Source organism: Shewanella sp. TB7-MNA-CIBAN-0143 (genome assembly GCF_040310065.1).
Taxonomy (GTDB): domain Bacteria; phylum Pseudomonadota; class Gammaproteobacteria; order Enterobacterales; family Shewanellaceae; genus Shewanella.
Genome location: NZ_JBEOPL010000001.1, coordinates 42,873 through 60,318, shown reverse-complemented (window position 1 = coordinate 60,318; position 17,446 = coordinate 42,873). Strand labels below are relative to the sequence as shown.

Annotated in this window: 16 protein-coding genes; 4 read left to right on the top strand and 12 right to left on the bottom strand. The window is 42.1% G+C overall.

Features of this window, described 5'->3' with window-relative positions:
- Positions 1-49: 49 nt before the first annotated feature.
- Complete coding sequence (locus AAEY97_RS00250) at positions 50-1,849, bottom strand: alpha-amylase family glycosyl hydrolase (protein ID WP_350995681.1); 1,800 nt, start codon at positions 1,847-1,849, stop codon at positions 50-52.
- Positions 1,850-1,922: 73 nt separating this feature from the next.
- Positions 1,923-2,894 (bottom strand): aldo/keto reductase, encoded by a 972-nt coding sequence (locus AAEY97_RS00245; protein WP_101085922.1) that lies wholly within the window; start codon positions 2,892-2,894, stop codon positions 1,923-1,925.
- 144 nt (positions 2,895-3,038) lie between these two features.
- Here AAEY97_RS00245 and AAEY97_RS00240 point away from each other — a divergent pair, with 144 nt between their 5' ends.
- Positions 3,039-3,926: a LysR family transcriptional regulator gene (locus AAEY97_RS00240; protein WP_350995678.1), complete on the top strand. Its 888-nt coding sequence runs from the start codon at positions 3,039-3,041 to the stop codon at positions 3,924-3,926.
- 89 nt (positions 3,927-4,015) lie between these two features.
- Here the strand turns inward: AAEY97_RS00240 and AAEY97_RS00235 are convergent, their stop codons facing one another.
- The 5 genes from AAEY97_RS00235 to AAEY97_RS00215 all read right to left on the bottom strand — a co-directional run bounded on the left by AAEY97_RS00235 (position 4,016) and on the right by AAEY97_RS00215 (position 9,916).
- On the bottom strand, positions 4,016-4,531 hold the full coding sequence (locus tag AAEY97_RS00235; protein ID WP_101085924.1) for a cytochrome b/b6 domain-containing protein: 516 nt from the start codon (positions 4,529-4,531) through the stop codon (positions 4,016-4,018).
- 3 nt (positions 4,532-4,534) lie between these two features.
- A complete protein-coding gene (gene hemG, locus AAEY97_RS00230) occupies positions 4,535-5,056 on the bottom strand; it encodes a menaquinone-dependent protoporphyrinogen IX dehydrogenase (RefSeq protein ID WP_350995675.1) in 522 nt (173 codons plus the stop codon).
- Between the two features lie 465 nt (positions 5,057-5,521).
- Positions 5,522-7,150, bottom strand: coding sequence for a di-heme oxidoredictase family protein (locus AAEY97_RS00225; RefSeq protein ID WP_350995672.1), 1,629 nt, complete (start codon positions 7,148-7,150; stop codon positions 5,522-5,524).
- A 142-nt stretch (positions 7,151-7,292) separates the two neighbouring features.
- Positions 7,293-8,456 (bottom strand): imelysin family protein, encoded by a 1,164-nt coding sequence (locus tag AAEY97_RS00220; RefSeq protein ID WP_350995669.1) that lies wholly within the window; start codon positions 8,454-8,456, stop codon positions 7,293-7,295.
- A 56-nt stretch (positions 8,457-8,512) separates the two neighbouring features.
- The gene (locus tag AAEY97_RS00215; protein WP_192115667.1) at positions 8,513-9,916 is read right to left on the bottom strand and encodes a porin family protein; all 1,404 of its coding nucleotides are present in this window, start codon (positions 9,914-9,916) and stop codon (positions 8,513-8,515) included.
- Between the two features lie 280 nt (positions 9,917-10,196).
- Between AAEY97_RS00215 and AAEY97_RS00210 the strand changes: the two genes are divergently transcribed.
- Positions 10,197-11,336 (top strand): MFS transporter, encoded by a 1,140-nt coding sequence (locus AAEY97_RS00210; RefSeq protein ID WP_502959421.1) that lies wholly within the window; start codon positions 10,197-10,199, stop codon positions 11,334-11,336.
- Positions 11,337-11,402: 66 nt separating this feature from the next.
- Positions 11,403-12,236 (top strand): TIGR03899 family protein, encoded by an 834-nt coding sequence (locus AAEY97_RS00205; RefSeq protein ID WP_101085930.1) that lies wholly within the window; start codon positions 11,403-11,405, stop codon positions 12,234-12,236.
- Here AAEY97_RS00205 and AAEY97_RS00200 read toward each other — a convergent pair.
- The 4 genes from AAEY97_RS00200 to curA all read right to left on the bottom strand — a co-directional run bounded on the left by AAEY97_RS00200 (position 12,226) and on the right by curA (position 15,550).
- Positions 12,226-12,825 (bottom strand): hypothetical protein, encoded by a 600-nt coding sequence (locus tag AAEY97_RS00200; protein WP_101085931.1) that lies wholly within the window; start codon positions 12,823-12,825, stop codon positions 12,226-12,228. The genes AAEY97_RS00205 and AAEY97_RS00200 overlap by 11 nt on opposite strands.
- Before the next feature lie 224 nt (positions 12,826-13,049).
- Positions 13,050-13,670, bottom strand: coding sequence for a glutathione S-transferase family protein (locus AAEY97_RS00195; RefSeq protein ID WP_350995661.1), 621 nt, complete (start codon positions 13,668-13,670; stop codon positions 13,050-13,052).
- Between the two features lie 130 nt (positions 13,671-13,800).
- On the bottom strand, positions 13,801-14,478 hold the full coding sequence (locus AAEY97_RS00190) for a type 1 glutamine amidotransferase domain-containing protein (protein ID WP_194956143.1): 678 nt from the start codon (positions 14,476-14,478) through the stop codon (positions 13,801-13,803).
- A gap of 43 nt (positions 14,479-14,521) precedes the next feature.
- Positions 14,522-15,550: an NADPH-dependent curcumin/dihydrocurcumin reductase gene (curA, locus tag AAEY97_RS00185; RefSeq protein WP_162022424.1), complete on the bottom strand. Its 1,029-nt coding sequence runs from the start codon at positions 15,548-15,550 to the stop codon at positions 14,522-14,524.
- 205 nt (positions 15,551-15,755) lie between these two features.
- Between curA and AAEY97_RS00180 the strand changes: the two genes are divergently transcribed.
- Complete coding sequence (locus AAEY97_RS00180; RefSeq protein ID WP_162022423.1) at positions 15,756-16,202, top strand: MarR family winged helix-turn-helix transcriptional regulator; 447 nt, start codon at positions 15,756-15,758, stop codon at positions 16,200-16,202.
- A gap of 203 nt (positions 16,203-16,405) precedes the next feature.
- Here AAEY97_RS00180 and AAEY97_RS00175 read toward each other — a convergent pair whose 3' ends face one another.
- Positions 16,406-17,371, bottom strand: coding sequence for a sensor domain-containing diguanylate cyclase (locus AAEY97_RS00175; protein WP_182744683.1), 966 nt, complete (start codon positions 17,369-17,371; stop codon positions 16,406-16,408).
- Between the last annotated feature and the right edge of the window lie 75 nt (positions 17,372-17,446).

Genomic DNA, 17,446 nt, shown 5'->3' with positions numbered 1-17,446 from the left:
CAATACAAAAATGGCTATCCAATGGATAGCCATTTTTTATCTCTATTGCTTAACTCGCTGTGGTATAAATTGCATAACTTAATCGCGGTAAGGTCACCGTTAACTCTGCTGATACGGCCTGTGCGGCATCTTCAATTGGTGGCACTACAACATCTGGCCATGTGGTCATTAAGCGATAACGCTTGCCCTCTTGGGTGACATTAATCGTCTGCGCTTGCTCACCGCTATTAAACACCATCAAAAACTCTGCCCCTGTTTCAGGGTCTACCCGAGCAAATGCAAACATGTCTTTGTCTGCTTGATAAAAGCGGTCTTGATATTGACCACGACGCAAAATAGGATATTGCTTACGCAGTTCACTCAGTTTTGCTATTGCTTGATACAAAGGGTGTTTAGGGTCAAAGTTATCATCTGCGGTCGTCGCGTTCGTGCCCAGTAAAATATTGTCATTGTAGCTAGCAACGTGAGATGCAAACATATCTTCTCGTGCGTCAATGTCATTGCCATCGCCCGTAAATCCTTGCTCATCACCATAATAAATCACTGGAATACCGCGAGATAAAAACATAAACGCATGCGACAAAATACTGCGTTGCAGTTTATCGGCTGAGCTTACATCAGGATTGGCTTGATTGACGAAATAGCCAGTGCGGCCCATGTCATGATTACCTAAAAAAGTCATCAATAAATCAGCCTGGCTGTCGTCATCTTGATATAACGAATCTTGGGCAAATAATTGCTGGGCTAATACAGGACTCTTGCCGCGATAAAAAATATCTGCCGCAGTTTGTTGAAACGCAAAGTCCAATACCGAAGGTAACTTGCCTTGGGTAGTAAAAACGCTGAGGTTGATAGGGTTGGTATCGTACACTTCACCAAACACATGAAACTGAGGAATGCCTTGCGCCTTGGCAAAGTTAACGATTTCAGGGCTAAACGTTTGCCAAAATGACAAGTCCACATGTTTAACCGTGTCGATCCTAAATCCATCTGGCTTAAATTCTTTAATCAGATTTTGGTAAATATCAACCATGCCAGATACCACTTGAGGATCTGCGGTATTAAGATCATCTAAGCCACTAAAGTCGCCATTTAATGAGCTCTCACCTTTGAATGTGCTATCACCTTGGTTGTGATAAAAACGCGGGTCATTTAACCAATCAGGCACTTTTACACTCGCTTGATCTTGCGGGACAAACGGCGTGTAACTGTCGCCCTTTTCAACTTGAGCTAACGACTTGTATTCGCAATGGGTTTGCGGCGCAATAAACTCTCCCGACGCTTGATGACACTCTTGGTACTTGATGACATCGGCCGTGTGGTTAGTAATAATATCAAAAAAGACTTTTATACCGCGTTGATGTGCCGAGTCTATTAGCTGTTTTAAGTCTGCGTTAGATCCAAAATGCGGGTCTATTTCGGTAAAGTCGACAATCCAATAACCATGATGCGCAATGCCATCTGATTGAATGGCCTTATTTCGCAATAATGGCGTCATCCAAATCGCGGTAATACCAAGGTTTTGGAGATAATCTAACTTTTGTTCAATGCCTAAAATATCACCGCCATGAAAACCGCGACTGCTGCTAGTATCAAAACCACCCGCTGAAATTGGTTTAGAGATTGAGCCGTTATCATTACTGCTATCGCCGTTATAAAAACGGTCTGGTAATACAAAATAGAAAATATCGTCCCGAACATCACGATGTAAGTAATCTTGGTATATATCAGCTTGTACGCTTGGTTGTGGCAAAGGCTGAACCGCCGACGCGACCACTTCTGTTTCTGCTTGCTGACATCCACTTAACACCAATGCTGCACTCAATAGTGCCCATGTTGTCTTGTTCATATTGTCTTAGAATCCTTTAATTGAATGGCATCGAGAAATGCTCGGGTATTGCTCAAACATGCTGTAGTGATGATTAAGGTAACTCATGTCCTTTAGCGCTGACATACAATGCATACCAGTGCTCGCGACTTAACGAGACGTTAGTGGCTTTTGCACAAGCCTTAATACGCTCAAGGTTGGTGGTGCCAATAACAGGTTGAATTTGGCTAGGATGCTGCATTAACCAACTTAATAACACGGCTTCTGGGCTAGTGTGATATTCAGCGGCTAACGTAGCAACAAGCTGGCTGGTTTGCTGCACGGCTGTCGACTGCTCCGCTGTTGCTATGCCACTGTAAATCCCTTGACATAAGCTGCCCCACGCCTGAATTTGTATATTATGTTGATTGCAGTACTCTAACGTACCAGGGGTAAAGTTGATGTCTTTGCCGTCTTGATTACCCGCATAAATGGTTTCGTCTACCCATGCGTGTTTTTGCAAACTCATTTCAATTTGGTTTACCACTAATGGCTCACCAAGCATACGCTGCAGCGCGCTAATTTGATGTTGCTGCATATTCGAAACACCCAGAAAGCGTACCTTACCAGCAGACTTTAGCTGTTGAAACGTTTCGGCAATTTCTGCTGGTCGCATTAACGGGTCTGGGCGATGAAGCACTAATACATCAAGGTATTCGGCATTGAGTTGCTTGAGGCTGTTATCAACAGAATACTTAATCCACTCTGCTGATAAGTCGTAACGCTTAGGGCCCTTGCTGTCTTCAAATCGAATACCGCACTTGGTTTGCAGGTATATTTTTTCACGCAACTCAGGGCGCTGAGCTAATATCTTGCCAAAAACGGACTCTGCTTTGCCAAAAGTATAAATGTCTGCGTGATCAAAATAGTTTATTTGGTTATCCAGCGCAGTATCAATGACCTTATGGGCTTGCTGAATATCCGCTTGAGTAATCGCATTATTATTCCAACCGCCACCCAGTCCCATACAGCCATAAACAATAGGGCTAACGTTTGGTAAAAATTCAGTTAAGGGTAAACCCGTCATATTGATGCTCTTTTTATAATGGTAATGAATATGAGTGTATTGGATCCTGCATAAAAATGAACCGTAAAAAGCAAAATCATTATTTGGTATATCTACCAATAACAGATTACAGTTCTCTATAAAATATTATTGATGGTTATAATCATGAGCCGTGAACACAAAAAATTTGAGCGATTATTCTTATTCAGCGAAGTCGCCAAACAACTTAGCTTTACCGAAGCGGCGGCCTCGTTAGGGATATCGAGAGGATATTTATCTGAACAGATTAGGCAACTCGAAAAAGAAGTAGGCCGACCATTACTCATACGCACAACACGCAGTGTAAGGCTAACCCCTCAAGGTGAGATGATTTTATCGAGCATGGGACAAGTGAAAGCCGACTTACTCATGCTAGACAAAAGAATTCGTCACGACAACGACGATATCTCAGGGCGGATCCGCATTACAGCGCCCAGCCAACTCACTCAACGCCATTTGCTTAATATTTGCCATGAGTTTACGCAATTGCATCCGCAGGTACATTTTAGTATTGATTGCAGCTATACCCTGCACGACTTAACCCGTAACGATTTTGATCTCGCATTTAGGGCTACCGCAACACCACCGCAAAACATGGTCGCTAAAAAGCTATTTGATTATCAGCAAATCTGTTGTGCGGCCCCAGCGTATCTTCAACAACATGGGACACCTGATTCGATTGAGGATTTGCAACATCACCTATGCCTAACAGCAACAGAACAAACTCACTGGACCTTCAATGCTCAGCCGATATTAATCAATAGCTGCTTGAGTGTTAACGATAATCATATGCTTAAACAGCTGGCATTATTGGGTCGAGGGATTATTGTCGGGCCAGAGTATTTAGTCGATAAAGAAATACAAGCAGGCACATTACAGGCAATCTTATCGACAGAAACCATGAACGCATCGACCACTTATTTAATTCACCCACAGTTGGTACAACAATCCGCAAGGCTAAGCAGTTTTATTCAGTTTACGTTAAATTGGTTTCAGCAATTAAATACCCAATAATGAGTCGATTTGAACTAAGCCATTCTTCTGGTGACAATGCTAATGACAATGCTGATGACAATGCCGGTTTGCCAGCGACTCAGGCACAGTTAATTAAAAAAATCGCGAAGATGTAAAAGAGCCAATAAACAATGAAGCACAATAAAGCCAATAAAACCCTGAGCAAACACAATATGATAACCGCGCCATGCTAAAGCATTACTAGGATCTGCTATGTACCAACCAGCTCCGCTACACACCACCAGCAGTAACAAAATAACCCCAATGCCTTCAATGACACTGATTAGGCCTTTGCCACCAGAATGTGGCAATTGACCGTGCACTAACCCTCGCACATCTGCAAGCAATGGCGTTAACTCAAAGGTAAGCCAAGGAAAAAACTGCCGCCACTGCCCGGCCGCACACACTTTATAAGTAAACATCAATGCTAACAATGTGGTAAACAAGCCACCATAAACATGAAATACATCCCAAACACTGGCGCGAGGACTTAATTGACGTCCAATTAATATCCATGGGCTGGTGCAAATTAATAACAACGACATCAATATCATCAATGGATGCAATACTGCTTCAATACGCTGCCATAACGGCTTTAGTACCATTAATTATGCCTCTATTATTTGCTGAGCAAACTCATCAACTTTTTGCCAATCGGTAAACTCAACTTTGGTATTAGGGTCTGTCGGCCCTTTGGTTAGCCACATAATAAACCGAATAATATTCCGGTCCATGGCACCATAACCTTGGTAATCTAAATTACCGCCAAACACCTGTAATAACCTTGGCTGCCAAGGGCTTTGACTTAAAAACTGTTGCATATAGCTGTTAGTTTTCGGCGTGTTTTTATTGGGTTTGCGCGCCACTAAACTCACCGAGAAAAAACCACTGGGTTTGCCGTCCAATTCCGCTCGATGATCTTCAATAAATTGATACAGGGCTGGGCGATGTTTGCCATGACGAATACTGGCGCCAATGTACACTTTATCAAATAGGGCTAAATCGGGAGCTTCCGCTAAGGATGCGACCGTGACCAGCTCGCCTTGCTCAACCAGTTGACGCTGTAAATATTCACATATTTTTTGAGTGTAACCATGGACACTTGAATGGATCAGTAAAATTTGGCTCATGCTGACCTCGAATGAAATCATTTAAAAGTAATACAGTATCTTAGACCACTGGCGCGAAAATTTACATGAAACAGATCACGTCATCATCATCCACAATTACCTCAATATGAACTACCGTAATGCAATGTGAACTGCCGCGCAAAAAAATACCCTAGGCATAAATGGCTAGGGTCTGTTGAACTTTGCTGGTTAAATTTTGTTCGAGATAAAAACGTTTTAATCGAGACGAGTGGATTGCTGCCTAGCAATCTAAGCAAAATTCGCTCAACACAGAGTAAAACGTTTTTAGCCGAACCCTTCGGGCAGCGTTTGTTGGTCATTTCTACTGCGTTATCAGCTCTTAATGTAGAATAACTACACTACAAAGCCTCTGCCTTGTAGCTCATGTTTAAGTAATGACCAACAATTCGGCAAAAAACCCTTGAAAGATCTACAGACCCTAAGGTATTTGAGCTTTACAGCAATTTACAACGACTGTAAAAAGGCGATAACCTGATCACGCTCTGCTTGCGTTAAGGCCATAAAGTCTTGTTTAGACGTTTTAGATTCTCCGTCATGCCACAAAATGGCTTCTTCCAAGGTTGCTGCGCGGCCGTCATGTAAAAATCCGGCTTGTGGATTAACCGTTTGGGTTAAGCCTATGCCCCACAATGGTCGAGTACGCCATTCATTACCGTCGGCTAAAAAGTCTGGACGACCATCTGCCAGTCCTTCACCCATATCGTGCAACAACAGGTCACTAAAGGGATAAATATTTTGGCCTTTTAAGCTGTCGCTCATCGGTAATCCGCCAATATCACCTGAGGTTTTGGTCACAAACGACGGCGTATGACAACTGCTGCAATTAAGTTGCTCAAATAACCTAGCGCCTTCGCGCACTGCCGTTTTATCAACGTTACGTCTGGCTGGCACCGCTAAAGTTTCGGCATAAAACACCACTGAATCACTGAACTCTGCACTGGCCTCAGGCGCACCGTTAACATCTTCACCAGTATCAACAAACCCAGTTCGTGTTAAATATGAATCATGTAAACTAGTGCCAACAATGCTTTCATCAGGAAATAACGGATTAGTAATACCAATATCACCACGTAATGCACCTAACGATTGTACTCGCACACTTGGAGTGTTGGCTTTCCAACCAAAGCGACCTAAAGACACGGGAGTACTGTCACCATTTTGTGCTTTTATGGCATCAAATACCCAATTAGCCCGTCCAGAAATATCATCTTTATTGCTGTCATCAGCATCAACATTGGCGAGAATGCTTGCCTCAGGTATTGCTTCTAGCAACCCTAAACCAAACACAGGCATGCCGTTACGCCAACCCATTAACACATCATCTTGTAATAGATTTGAAGTTACATTGGCACTTTGTTTGGTTTCGCCAGGTGCATCATATGGATTTTCGACTGCAAAAATAGGCTTCTTCAAACTAATGGTGCGTCCATCGGCATACACTTCATCATGCCGCTCATAAGACAAATACACATCTGCTTGACCAACAAATGCATTGTCTTGCCAATCTGGGCGCGCTTTTAATACTCCGCGATGAAATAGCTGGTCACCAAAATCTGGCACTTTAATCGGCGCACAGTAATTATTATCTGCAGTTCCTACAGTACAAGGTTCAGCAGGAGCTTTGCTGATACGTAAGAAAATACCCGCTGCCGACCCCAGTTTTACCCGAGTTTCATCTGCGGCCAAAAAGGGAGTGGAATTTCGACCATCGCGTTGATGGCAAGAATTACAGTCAGCGTTATTAAATACTGGGCCTAAACCATCAAGCTCAGGGTGTTGATCATTCGGCGCTGTAGTAAACGAAACTTCAAAGTTGGTATCACCTTGTAAATGTAATGCGAGTTCATCTGCCGTTAAATTTAACGATGGCGTTGAAAAGCCATGGCCAGAGTTACTGGCATCGAATGTTGTGGTGTCACCGCCTAAAGCAACAATTGAGGTATAGCTAGGATAAGTCACTACCGGATCAATGGGGTCTGGCGAGATTTCATCATCGCCGCTGCCACCACAAGCACTTAGGCTAAGCCCCAGTAATGCTACAAACCAATATGGTTGTCGTAATAATTTGTTCATCTTTGTCTCACACATTCACACTAAAATTGAGTTTATTTGGCAGTAATGCGACCTTGTTATGAGTTGAGTCTCTATTTTTTTGGTCACACTTACCCTCCAAATAAGGTCGTTCCATGGCCTTATTGGGAGGGTAACAGCTAAATTATGAGTTCCAATCAGATAATAAAGGCAGCACATCTGACTGCAGCGTCGCTTGTAACTTTGTTAATGCATCCACAGCGACCTGGGTTCTAGCTCGGCCATCAGCATCGAGAATCGCTTGGCGGAACGGCATGCTAGTGCTACCCGAAATGGCTTGAATTTTTAAAATGGCATCATCAATTTCGCTGGCGACACGCGTAGCTAAAGTCGCATCAGCTGCTGTTACAAAATCAATTAAACCTTGCTTATCGGCACCACCCGTAAACTCACCTTGATAAACGTTACGTACACCTATGATGTTATTTGAAAAGTCGGTTAGTGAGTTCCACGAATACTGCGACTCCACCTTAGAGGTGTCTGCCGTGGTTAATGACTCTCCGAATGGATCGGCAATTTTACCGTTACCCACTTCATCGACAATACCAATCATGCCGTTGATCAATTCTTCAATAACCGCCAACTGTGATGAGTAAATAGTGTTAGTGGCATCGCCAGGAGTTTTAAGCAACTCGGCATAAGGTTTGGCGTTAGTATCTTGTGGGTTATGGCTCACTTGCCAAGCATCGTCTAATTGCGCGGTGTAATCGCGGAACACTTCCGCTAAGGCGATTAAATACTCACGTTCTTTGGTGCTAAGATCTGCAATCAACTTTGTGTTGCTATTAACACCATCGCCAAACAACAGATATTCCATGGTATGAAAACCTTGAACATCATCATTCCAACCTTTAATGGTGTCGGCATCAAAACCATTACTGTTGGCTAACTGGGTTTGTAAGTCAGTGGTGTTTAACGGCCAGCTGTCTAAATGCGGGTCGATACTCAATGAGTCGACTGGGCCAAAGATATGCGACTCCCCTTGCTCCCAAGGTTGACGAGCCGACTTCCACGCATTTTGTGCAGCCACTAAATCTGCTTGTACCGTTGAGGTAAGTAAGGTTTGGGTTGCCAATAATAAGGCATCCCCTTTTGCCGCTAAATCAGCATAACCAGCCACAATCACCTCATCGGTTAAGTTAGTGATCATTTCTGTCGCGACAAAACTAAAACCGGTTGTAGGTGTAGTTGGGGTTGTCGGGGTGCTAGTGTCATCCGAGCCTGAACCGCCACACGCGGATAATGTTGCCACGAGTGCTAGTGAGATTGCAGTGTAGTTAAAACGCATAATAAAACTCCATGTAAAAAAACAGATCAAAAAATAGGTCGAAAAATTAAATTTGCTTATAGCGAGAACTGATATCCCACACCTAAAGCAAAGAAATTGGTGTCAGGAATACTGGCAACAGCCACTTGATGAAGACCACCTTCGGCTTTAATCACAATTTCAGGTATCGGGAAATAGTTAATACCCACGCTGCTCCAAGTATTTTCATAACGCTTGGTTGCGGTGCCCGTTTCAACGGCCATAAGTGGATTGGAATAATCGATATTGGCAAACACGGTCATCGGAATATCAAACCATTCATCAAGTTTGACGCCCGCCTCAACAAAGAACGACTGCGACTCTGAACCCAGTTGGGCAAAATTACCTGGACGTAAACCTGGGGTGGTTTTATTAGCCTGAGTAATAGCGTCAGCATTGTCTAACGAGCCATATAAATATTGACCGCGGAGGATCCATGGACCTTCAACAAAGGCTCCGGCAACAGACACAATGCTAAGAGCACCATCAACATCGAGTTTGTTACTCTTATGGCGATTACCACTGGTATTACCGTAGTAATAAGCCACGCCGACTGCACTGCCTGTTTTGAAATTGCCATAATCAATACGGCCAGCAAATGCCAAGTCGTCAGCATTCACCTCTTCAAAGCGTTTTTGATGGCCTGATGCCACCCAATCATAAGTGCGAAAATACTCAGAGTTTAACCCACTGACAACTTGTGCCTGATAATGAAAATCGGCAACCTCTCCGTAAACACCAATACCATTTTCGTTCCAAACGGTTGGCATCATCGCAGCTTCACTTTTGTGACGTTGCACTGTAAGATATTGATTAGGTTTGTGTAACATGCTCGATAAGCCAATAGGCAAGTGAATGTTACCGAATTTCACCCCAAAGGCTTTTGATGGACGGTAACGAATTTCTGCTTTTTCAACCACCACTTCGCCACCCGCTTCAACTTCGGATTCAAACTCACCAAATTCATCAAAGCCGTCATATTCTAGTGAGGTGCCAGTGCCACCGTGCTCATACTCAATTTCAACTTCCATACTCCAATCATCAGTGAACTGATAACCAAACTCGGTCACAATCCGCTCTAAATCAGTACGACTACGTCGCTCTGCGGATGTATCTTGTACGTTATCGAAATATTCATCACTGGTGTAAACAGCGCTGCCATATGAGTTAAAGCTAAAACGGCTCAATCGGTCTTGCGCTTTAGTGGCCTGTTGCACCACAGTGTCAACTTGAGTCGCCACTTGTTTGTTTTGCTGCTGTTGTTGTTTTTGTTCGGCTGCTAATGTAGCAAGCTGCTGTTTCAATATCGTAATTTCAGCTTCTTGCTTGGCAATGGCTTTGGCTAATGTTTCGGTATTCGTTGCAGCTTGAGCATTAGGCATCCCACTCAAACCCAATACACTTGCCACAGATACTGCCAATAAGGTTAACTTTTTATTCATCTGTTTCTCCGACACGTCACGTTAATACTCCCTCAAAAAACGCAACAACCATACATCAAACGATAACCATTCGCATTATAATTTACATTAAGATTAGCAATTTTATTTACACTAAATTACATTTCACTTAACAAACTGTTTTATGTCACTATGGAAAACAACAATCAAAAAACCTCCTATAAACCGAGTACTTTCAATGTCAAACATCAGTAATACTGCCCTCTTTAGTGGTAAATCGGCCCGTATTGAGCGCACTAATCCACAACATTTGCTGCTATGGATGACCTTTGTAATGTCCATGGTGTTTGCAGTTTGGCAGGCTTTGTTAAATAACTTTGTTATTGAACGCGCCGCATTCACTGGCGCTGAGATTGGATTACTGCAGAGTTTAAGAGAGGTACCTGGATTTTTAGCTTTTACCGCGGTGTTTGTATTGCTGCTGATCAAAGAGCAAACTTTTGCCTTATCATCCTTGGCACTATTGTGCATTGGAGTGGGAATTACCGGCTGGTTTCCTGATGTCATCGGGTTGTATTTAACAACGATACTCATGTCGATTGGATTTCATTATTTTGAGACAATAAATCAATCGCTTACGTTACAGTGGGTAGATAAAGCCGATGCACCTGGCTTTATGGGCAAAGCCTTAGCGTGGCGCTCCGCTGCAGCACTTGTCGGCTATGGGTCAATTTGGTTAATAATGAGCTGGCTGAATCTAGATTACATCTGGATGTATAGCATTATTGGCGGATGTGGATTAGTCATGGTGTTCATTATGGCAGTGTATTTTCCTCGTTTTGCCATTGGCTCCATTCAGCACAAACACTTAATACTGAGAAAACGCTACTGGCTTTATTACTTACTAACCTTTTTCTCTGGGGCGCGCAGGCAAATTTTTATGGTGTTTGCTGGCTTCATGATGGTTGAAAAATTTGGCTATTCGGTCTCTGAAATCACCGCGTTATTCTTAATCAACTATGTCGTTAACTTACTCTTTGCCCCCACCATTGGTCGCTTTATTGGCAAAATGGGGGAACGTAACGCGTTAATTATCGAATACGTTGGCTTAGTGATTATTTTCAGTAGTTACGCTTATGTCAGCGATGCCAATATTGCGGCTGGATTGTATGTGATTGATCACCTGCTTTTTGCTATGGCGATTGCGATGAAAACCTATTTTCAAAAAATTGCCGATAAACAAGATATTGCTTCAACCATGTCGGTCAGCTTTACCATTAACCATATTGCCGCGGTAATTATCCCTGTTTTATTAGGCATTTTATGGCTCAGTTCGCCTAAAGCAGTATTCTTCATAGGCACTGGGTTTGCCGTATGCTCACTCGCACTAGCATTCAATGTGCCGCGTCATCCGGAGCCTGGTAAAGAAGCCTTATGGTCACCGTTAATGACAAAACACTAAAAGATTTAGCACAGATGTCATACCATACAAACATGGCGAAAGTGTAATGCATAAAGGGAGTTAATGATGACTGATATTGATGTGACGGCAACACAAGATGACAATACTCAAGTGTCCGCACGCAAAAAAACCTTATTACTCGGGCGCATTATCGGCTTAGCCAGCGAGGAAGATTATCGCCCTTCAACAGCCTCCGTTGCCGAGCGTGCTGAGCACCGTCAACGCAAGCAACTCAGCCAGCATCAGACCAACCTTGAAAGTATTTTTGCCTTAGCACTCAATTACACCCCATCCGATGTAACAGGAGTCGAATTAGATCCAGATTGGCGCTATCAATTTTTTCAAATGGCTGAACAAATTCATAACCGTAAAATGCAGGATTTGTGGGCCAGAATTTTAGCCAGTGAAGTCGTTAATCCAGGTAACTTTAGCCTTAGAACTTTAGCGGTATTACTGCAACTGACGTTTCGAGAAGCACTGATATTTGAAAAAGCCTTAGGCATGTCAGTTAAAATTAATACCGAGCCCAGATTTAAATTACTCAGTAGTTATCGTATTAATGGTGGGATGAAACAATATTTTCGTAAGCATACTCACACTAACTTCGGCCTGTCCCAATTCGGCTTACCTTATTCGAGTATTCTTACCTTAGTCGATGCGGGAATTTTACATAAAAGCGAGTTTGAAACCGGACTATTAAGCAGTAGTGAACATATTCAGTTAACTATGTGTAATGCCACTTTGTCGCTCAAACCTAAGCATCAGCACTTATTATTTACGTATTATCGATTTACCACTGTAGGTGATGAGTTGTGCCAATTAATTCAGGCAAAAAGTGATGATGAATTTATCAATGCCGTTAAAACCATGTTAGCCAAAGATTTTATGGTTAGCGGTTAATATTTTTGTAAAGGTGCGAATACTTAGCCTTATGTTCGCTAAACAAAAATTGACGCAGTATTTCACGGGATTCACCTTCAGCACTAATTTTTGCTGCCATGACCCCATTTTCAGTTCGTACCGGTTCAAACACCATATCCAGATGCACACCATTAGGTAAAATTAGCTGTGTTAAGCGTGGCACTTTATCGTTAAGTTCTTGCGGCACTTTAATGGTCATGCCTGAACTCGATAAAGAGAGTACCTCAACAAATTTAGCCGTATCGTTATCAATGACTTTTATATTTTTGACATTATTGAGCCGCCAGCTACGTTCACCGCCGCGCATATCAATCACTTCAGGAATACCCAACTCCGGCAAAAATTGCCCAAGCTCATCTTGCTTTAAGGTTAATGGAAACCATAAACGGTAATAACTAATTTCAGCTAATAGAGTTAATTTGGCATTCCCTAAAATATGAGCAAGCACTTGCGGTATTTCAGTCGCAACACTTAATGAATGTCTCGATAAAGCATTATCGGTACTGTCATCTTCCGGCGAAAATACACCGCTAAAATAAGCGAGCTCTTCATCAGATAAAGTCGACATAATCTAGCCTTTTTTTTACACAAAAACACGATCACCATACTAACACCTTAGTATGATAACGAACAAACTTTAACCAAAGGATGCCACTACTTATAATGTATCAGACTTACCGAACAACGTAAAAAACATCATAAAGGATAAGCCGATGCGAATGAACAGTACTCACACTTAAATGAAAAAAGACGAACTCAGTTCGTCTTTTTAGTGCCGATACAATCTAATCATTATCGATCGTGTTCAGCTTCTATTTGCATCGCTTTTTTAAACGATGCATGGCTCATTAGTTGTTGATAGTACTTAGCAATATTAGGATACTTGTCAAACTCACCGTTTTGGCCAACAAGCTCTGCAATAAACGACATCATAATATCTGCACCGCTAAGACGGTTACCGACTAAATATGACTTACCTTCTAAGCGGTCGTTAACATAGCTGATGACTTTTGCCGTTTCTGCATCGGCATATCCACCGATAAAACGGGTTTCTGCGCCATCCATTTTAACAAAAATTTTCAGCAATAGTGGCAAAGCAGCTGAGCTTTCAGCAAAATGCATCCATTGTAAGTAATCGATATAATCTGCTGTGCCGAGTGCTGGCATCAGTTTATCAGCGCCATAGGTATGAATTAAATACTCGGTAATCGCGCCCGACTCAGCAATGGTATAACCGCTCGCTTCTAATACTGGTGATTTACCTAATGGATGAACCGCTTTTAACGACTCTGGCGCTAAAAATGTGGTTGTATCACGCTGATAAGCAACCAGCTCATAGTCCACTCCCAATTCTTCTAATAACCAAATAATGCGTTTTGAACGTGATTTATTTAAATGATGTAGTTTAATCATTAAGCCATCCTTGTATTGTTAGTGATAAAAAATAAACCCAATGAACAACTCACTGGGTTTGCTTCTATCAATCTACGTATTCTGTTATTTCGAGTTACAGTTAACTGTAACCACTAAACTAAACAGCAGATTAGCTTAGTAAAGCTAACATTTTCTCTGCCACTAATTCAGACGATGCAGGGTTCTGACCGGTAACGAGTTTACCGTCAACTACTGCATATGGATGCCAGTCGTCACCCTTAGAATAAGTCGCGCCATTTTGCTGCAGCATATCTTCAACTAAAAACGGTACAACGTTAGTTAACTGTACAGCTTCTTCTTCACCATTAGTAAAACCAGTGACATTTTTACCGGCAACGAGTGGCGTTCCGTCTGGCTTTTTAGGGTACTTAAGTGCAGCCGGTGCGTGACATACTAAACCTAAAAGTTTATCTGTTTTGTAGCACTGTTCAATTAATGCAATAGAGTCTTTGTCATTGGTTAAATCCCATAATGGACCATGACCGCCTGGATAAAATACCGCGTCATAATCTGCTACGTCAATTGATGCCAATGTGAGTGTATTGGCTAGTAATGCTTGCGCTTTAGTATCGGCAGTAAAACGACGCGTAGAGTCAGTTTGAAAATCAACTTTATCACTTGTAGGATCCAATGGCGGTAAACCACCTTTAGGAGATGTTAGCACTACCTCAACACCTTTATCGGTAAATGCGTAGTATGGAGCCGCTAATTCTTCTAACCAAAAACCGGTTTTCTCGCCAGTGTCGCCTAATTTATCGTGCGAAGTTAATACCATTAATACTTTCATAGTGATTCCTTAAATACTGTATGTTTAGTTGTAATCACTTAGATTACAGAGGATTGTTTACTTTAATGACAACCTTGCCGAAGTTTTCGCCTTTTAATAGCCCGATAAAGGCTGTAGTCATATTTTCAAGACCATCGACAATTTGTTCACGATATTGAATCTTACCTTCACCAAGCCATTGGCCCATATCTTTGGCAAACTCTGGATAGCGGTCGCCATAATCGTCAAAAATAATAAAGCCTTGCATCTTAATGCGCTTAACCAGCAATGTGCCCATCAGTAATGACAAACGATCAGGTCCCTCGGGTAATGAAGTTGCGTTGTACTGAGAAATTAAGCCACACACTGGCACTCGAGCACCAGTGTTGAGTAATGGCATTACCGCATCAAACACCTTGCCGCCAACGTTTTCAAAATACACATCAATGCCGTTATCACAATGGGCTGTCAGTTGCTGCGCAAAATCAGCCGCTTTATGGTCAATACATTCATCAAAGCCTAATACTTCTTTTGCGTAGCGACATTTTTCTGCGCCACCGGCGATACCAACAACTCGACAGCCTTTCAACTTAGCAATTTGGCCAACCGTTGCGCCAACAGGCCCAGTAGCTGCGGCAACCACAACGGTTTCGCCCGCTTTAGGCGCGCCAATGTCTAATAGCCCCATATACGCAGTAAAGCCTGGCATGCCCATAATACCCAACGCATAAGAAGGATGGCTTGGGTTATCGCCCAATTTCATCAGTCCTTCACCATTAGAGACTAAATAATCTTGCCAACCACCAAACGCTAACACCCACTCACCCACTTTATAATCAGGATGATTAGACTCTTCCACTTGTGATACCGCAGCGCCCACCATCACATCGTCAATTGCTACTGGATCTGCATATGATTTGGCGTCATTCATACGGCCACGCATGTAAGGATCAAGCGATAAATACACCGCGCGCAATAACACCTCACCTTCTGCTGGTACAGGTTTGTTGACGGTTTCTAAACGGAAATTATTAGCCACTGGCTCACCTTGTGGACGGCTGGCAAGTACTATACGACGATTTTGAGTGTTCATCTTGTGTCCTTTAAATAACATAAGCACCATAAAGTGGTACTTGAGAAGACAATATGACCTCGGTTGTTAAAAGTTGATTACCGCTGTAATACTGATATCAACTAAACACTGGTACAATAAACAACCGAGGCCAAATAATACGATCTTTTTACTTAAGTTGATCAATTCAAATATGGTCAACAACTTTGCGAGCTAAGCGATTGATATGAATAAAAACAAACATCTATTACTCGAAAATCAGTTGTGTTTTGCTGTTTATTCAACGTCATTGGCTATTACCCAACTGTACAAACCGTTACTAGACTCTATTGGGCTAACTTACACTCAATATTTGGTGATGTTAGTCCTCTGGGAGCAAGATGGTCTAAGTTTAAAAACCTTGGCCAGCAAACTCGGGCAGCAATCGGGTGCATTAACACCGGTCATAAAACGTCTCGAAACTGATGGCCTGCTAAAGCGCATTCGCGAGCCCTTAGATGAACGGACCTTGTGCATGCAATTAACTGAAAAAGGTCATCAACTGCAGCCCCAAGCAGAACAAATCCACCTATGTATTCTTGAACAATGCGGTATCGAAATGTCTGAAATCACCGATCTAAAACGACAACTGGATCAATTTAGGCTAAAACTGCCTAGTCATATTGAGTTCTAACGCACAAAATGACTCAAAATTTTGAGTTTAATTTGTTTTGCTTAGCTATATGATAATCACGATAACTAATTGCGCGCAACTTAAATTAACAATTTTTAAGGTCTATAAACGATTACGTGATGCCGCCGCATTGTTTGAAGAGAATAAAACGCGATGAAATCCCACTTTGCCATCTGACTGAAATGGTTATCAAGCACTTGCCATTACGCGACATTGACACTATTGCGACCGATATTTTTTGATGAGTACAACGCTTTATCTGCCCGCTTAAATATCTCTAAAAATGCTTTATCCTGAGAACGTAAGGTTGCAACGCCAATACTAATGGTTATCGAAGGAGCTTTTTGTTCGTCGTACTGTTGTTGAGCTTCTCTTAACCGTTCAGCCAAGATATAAGCAGAGTCAATATCAGTATCGGGTAATAAAATAGCAAACTCTTCACCGCCAATTCGAGCCAATACATCGGCCTCCCTAATATGTTCATTGCATATATTGGCAACGCGCTTAATCACTTCATCACCCACTAAATGGCCATAGGTATCATTCACATTTTTGAATAAATCAATATCAATGATCATTAACGAGAATGGTTGAAAATAGCGAGTAGCACGAAAAAACTCATGTTCGCAAAAAGACGTAAATGAACGACGATTAAACAAACCCGTTAACGGATCGGTATTAGCAAGTCGCTCTAGTTTTGAACGTAAATGATAAGCAGCGGTAATATCGGTAGAAATACCGATGAGGCCAATTAATGTGCCTTTATGGTTATATAAGGGTTGTTTAACTTCGTGATATACAATGAGCGAGGCTGGGGTATCAACAATAATATCGTCAGAGAGTTTACTTTGCGAGTTAAGCACTTTAGTGTCATTCACGTGCAAAATATCTACAACATTCGCGGGAAAGTAATCGCTATCGGAAGTGCCCTTTAGCTTTTCAAGCGTCACACCAAAGTAGTCAAGCGTTAGTTGATTCGCATAAACATATTTGCATTGAGTGTCTTTTAAATAAATATAAGCATCAACTTGATCAAGGATAAGCTCATAGGTATCTAATATCATCTTTTTTGCTTGCTGCTGACGGTATCGGTTTAGGTTAAAAAACAGCAAAAAAGCAATGATTAACAATAAGATGAAAATCAATAATCCAACGATTTCAAGCGACATGAGCATTCCTTAGCTACCATCTATATCCATATACGTCATTGATGATGTTAATGACGCAGATCCAACAATATACTC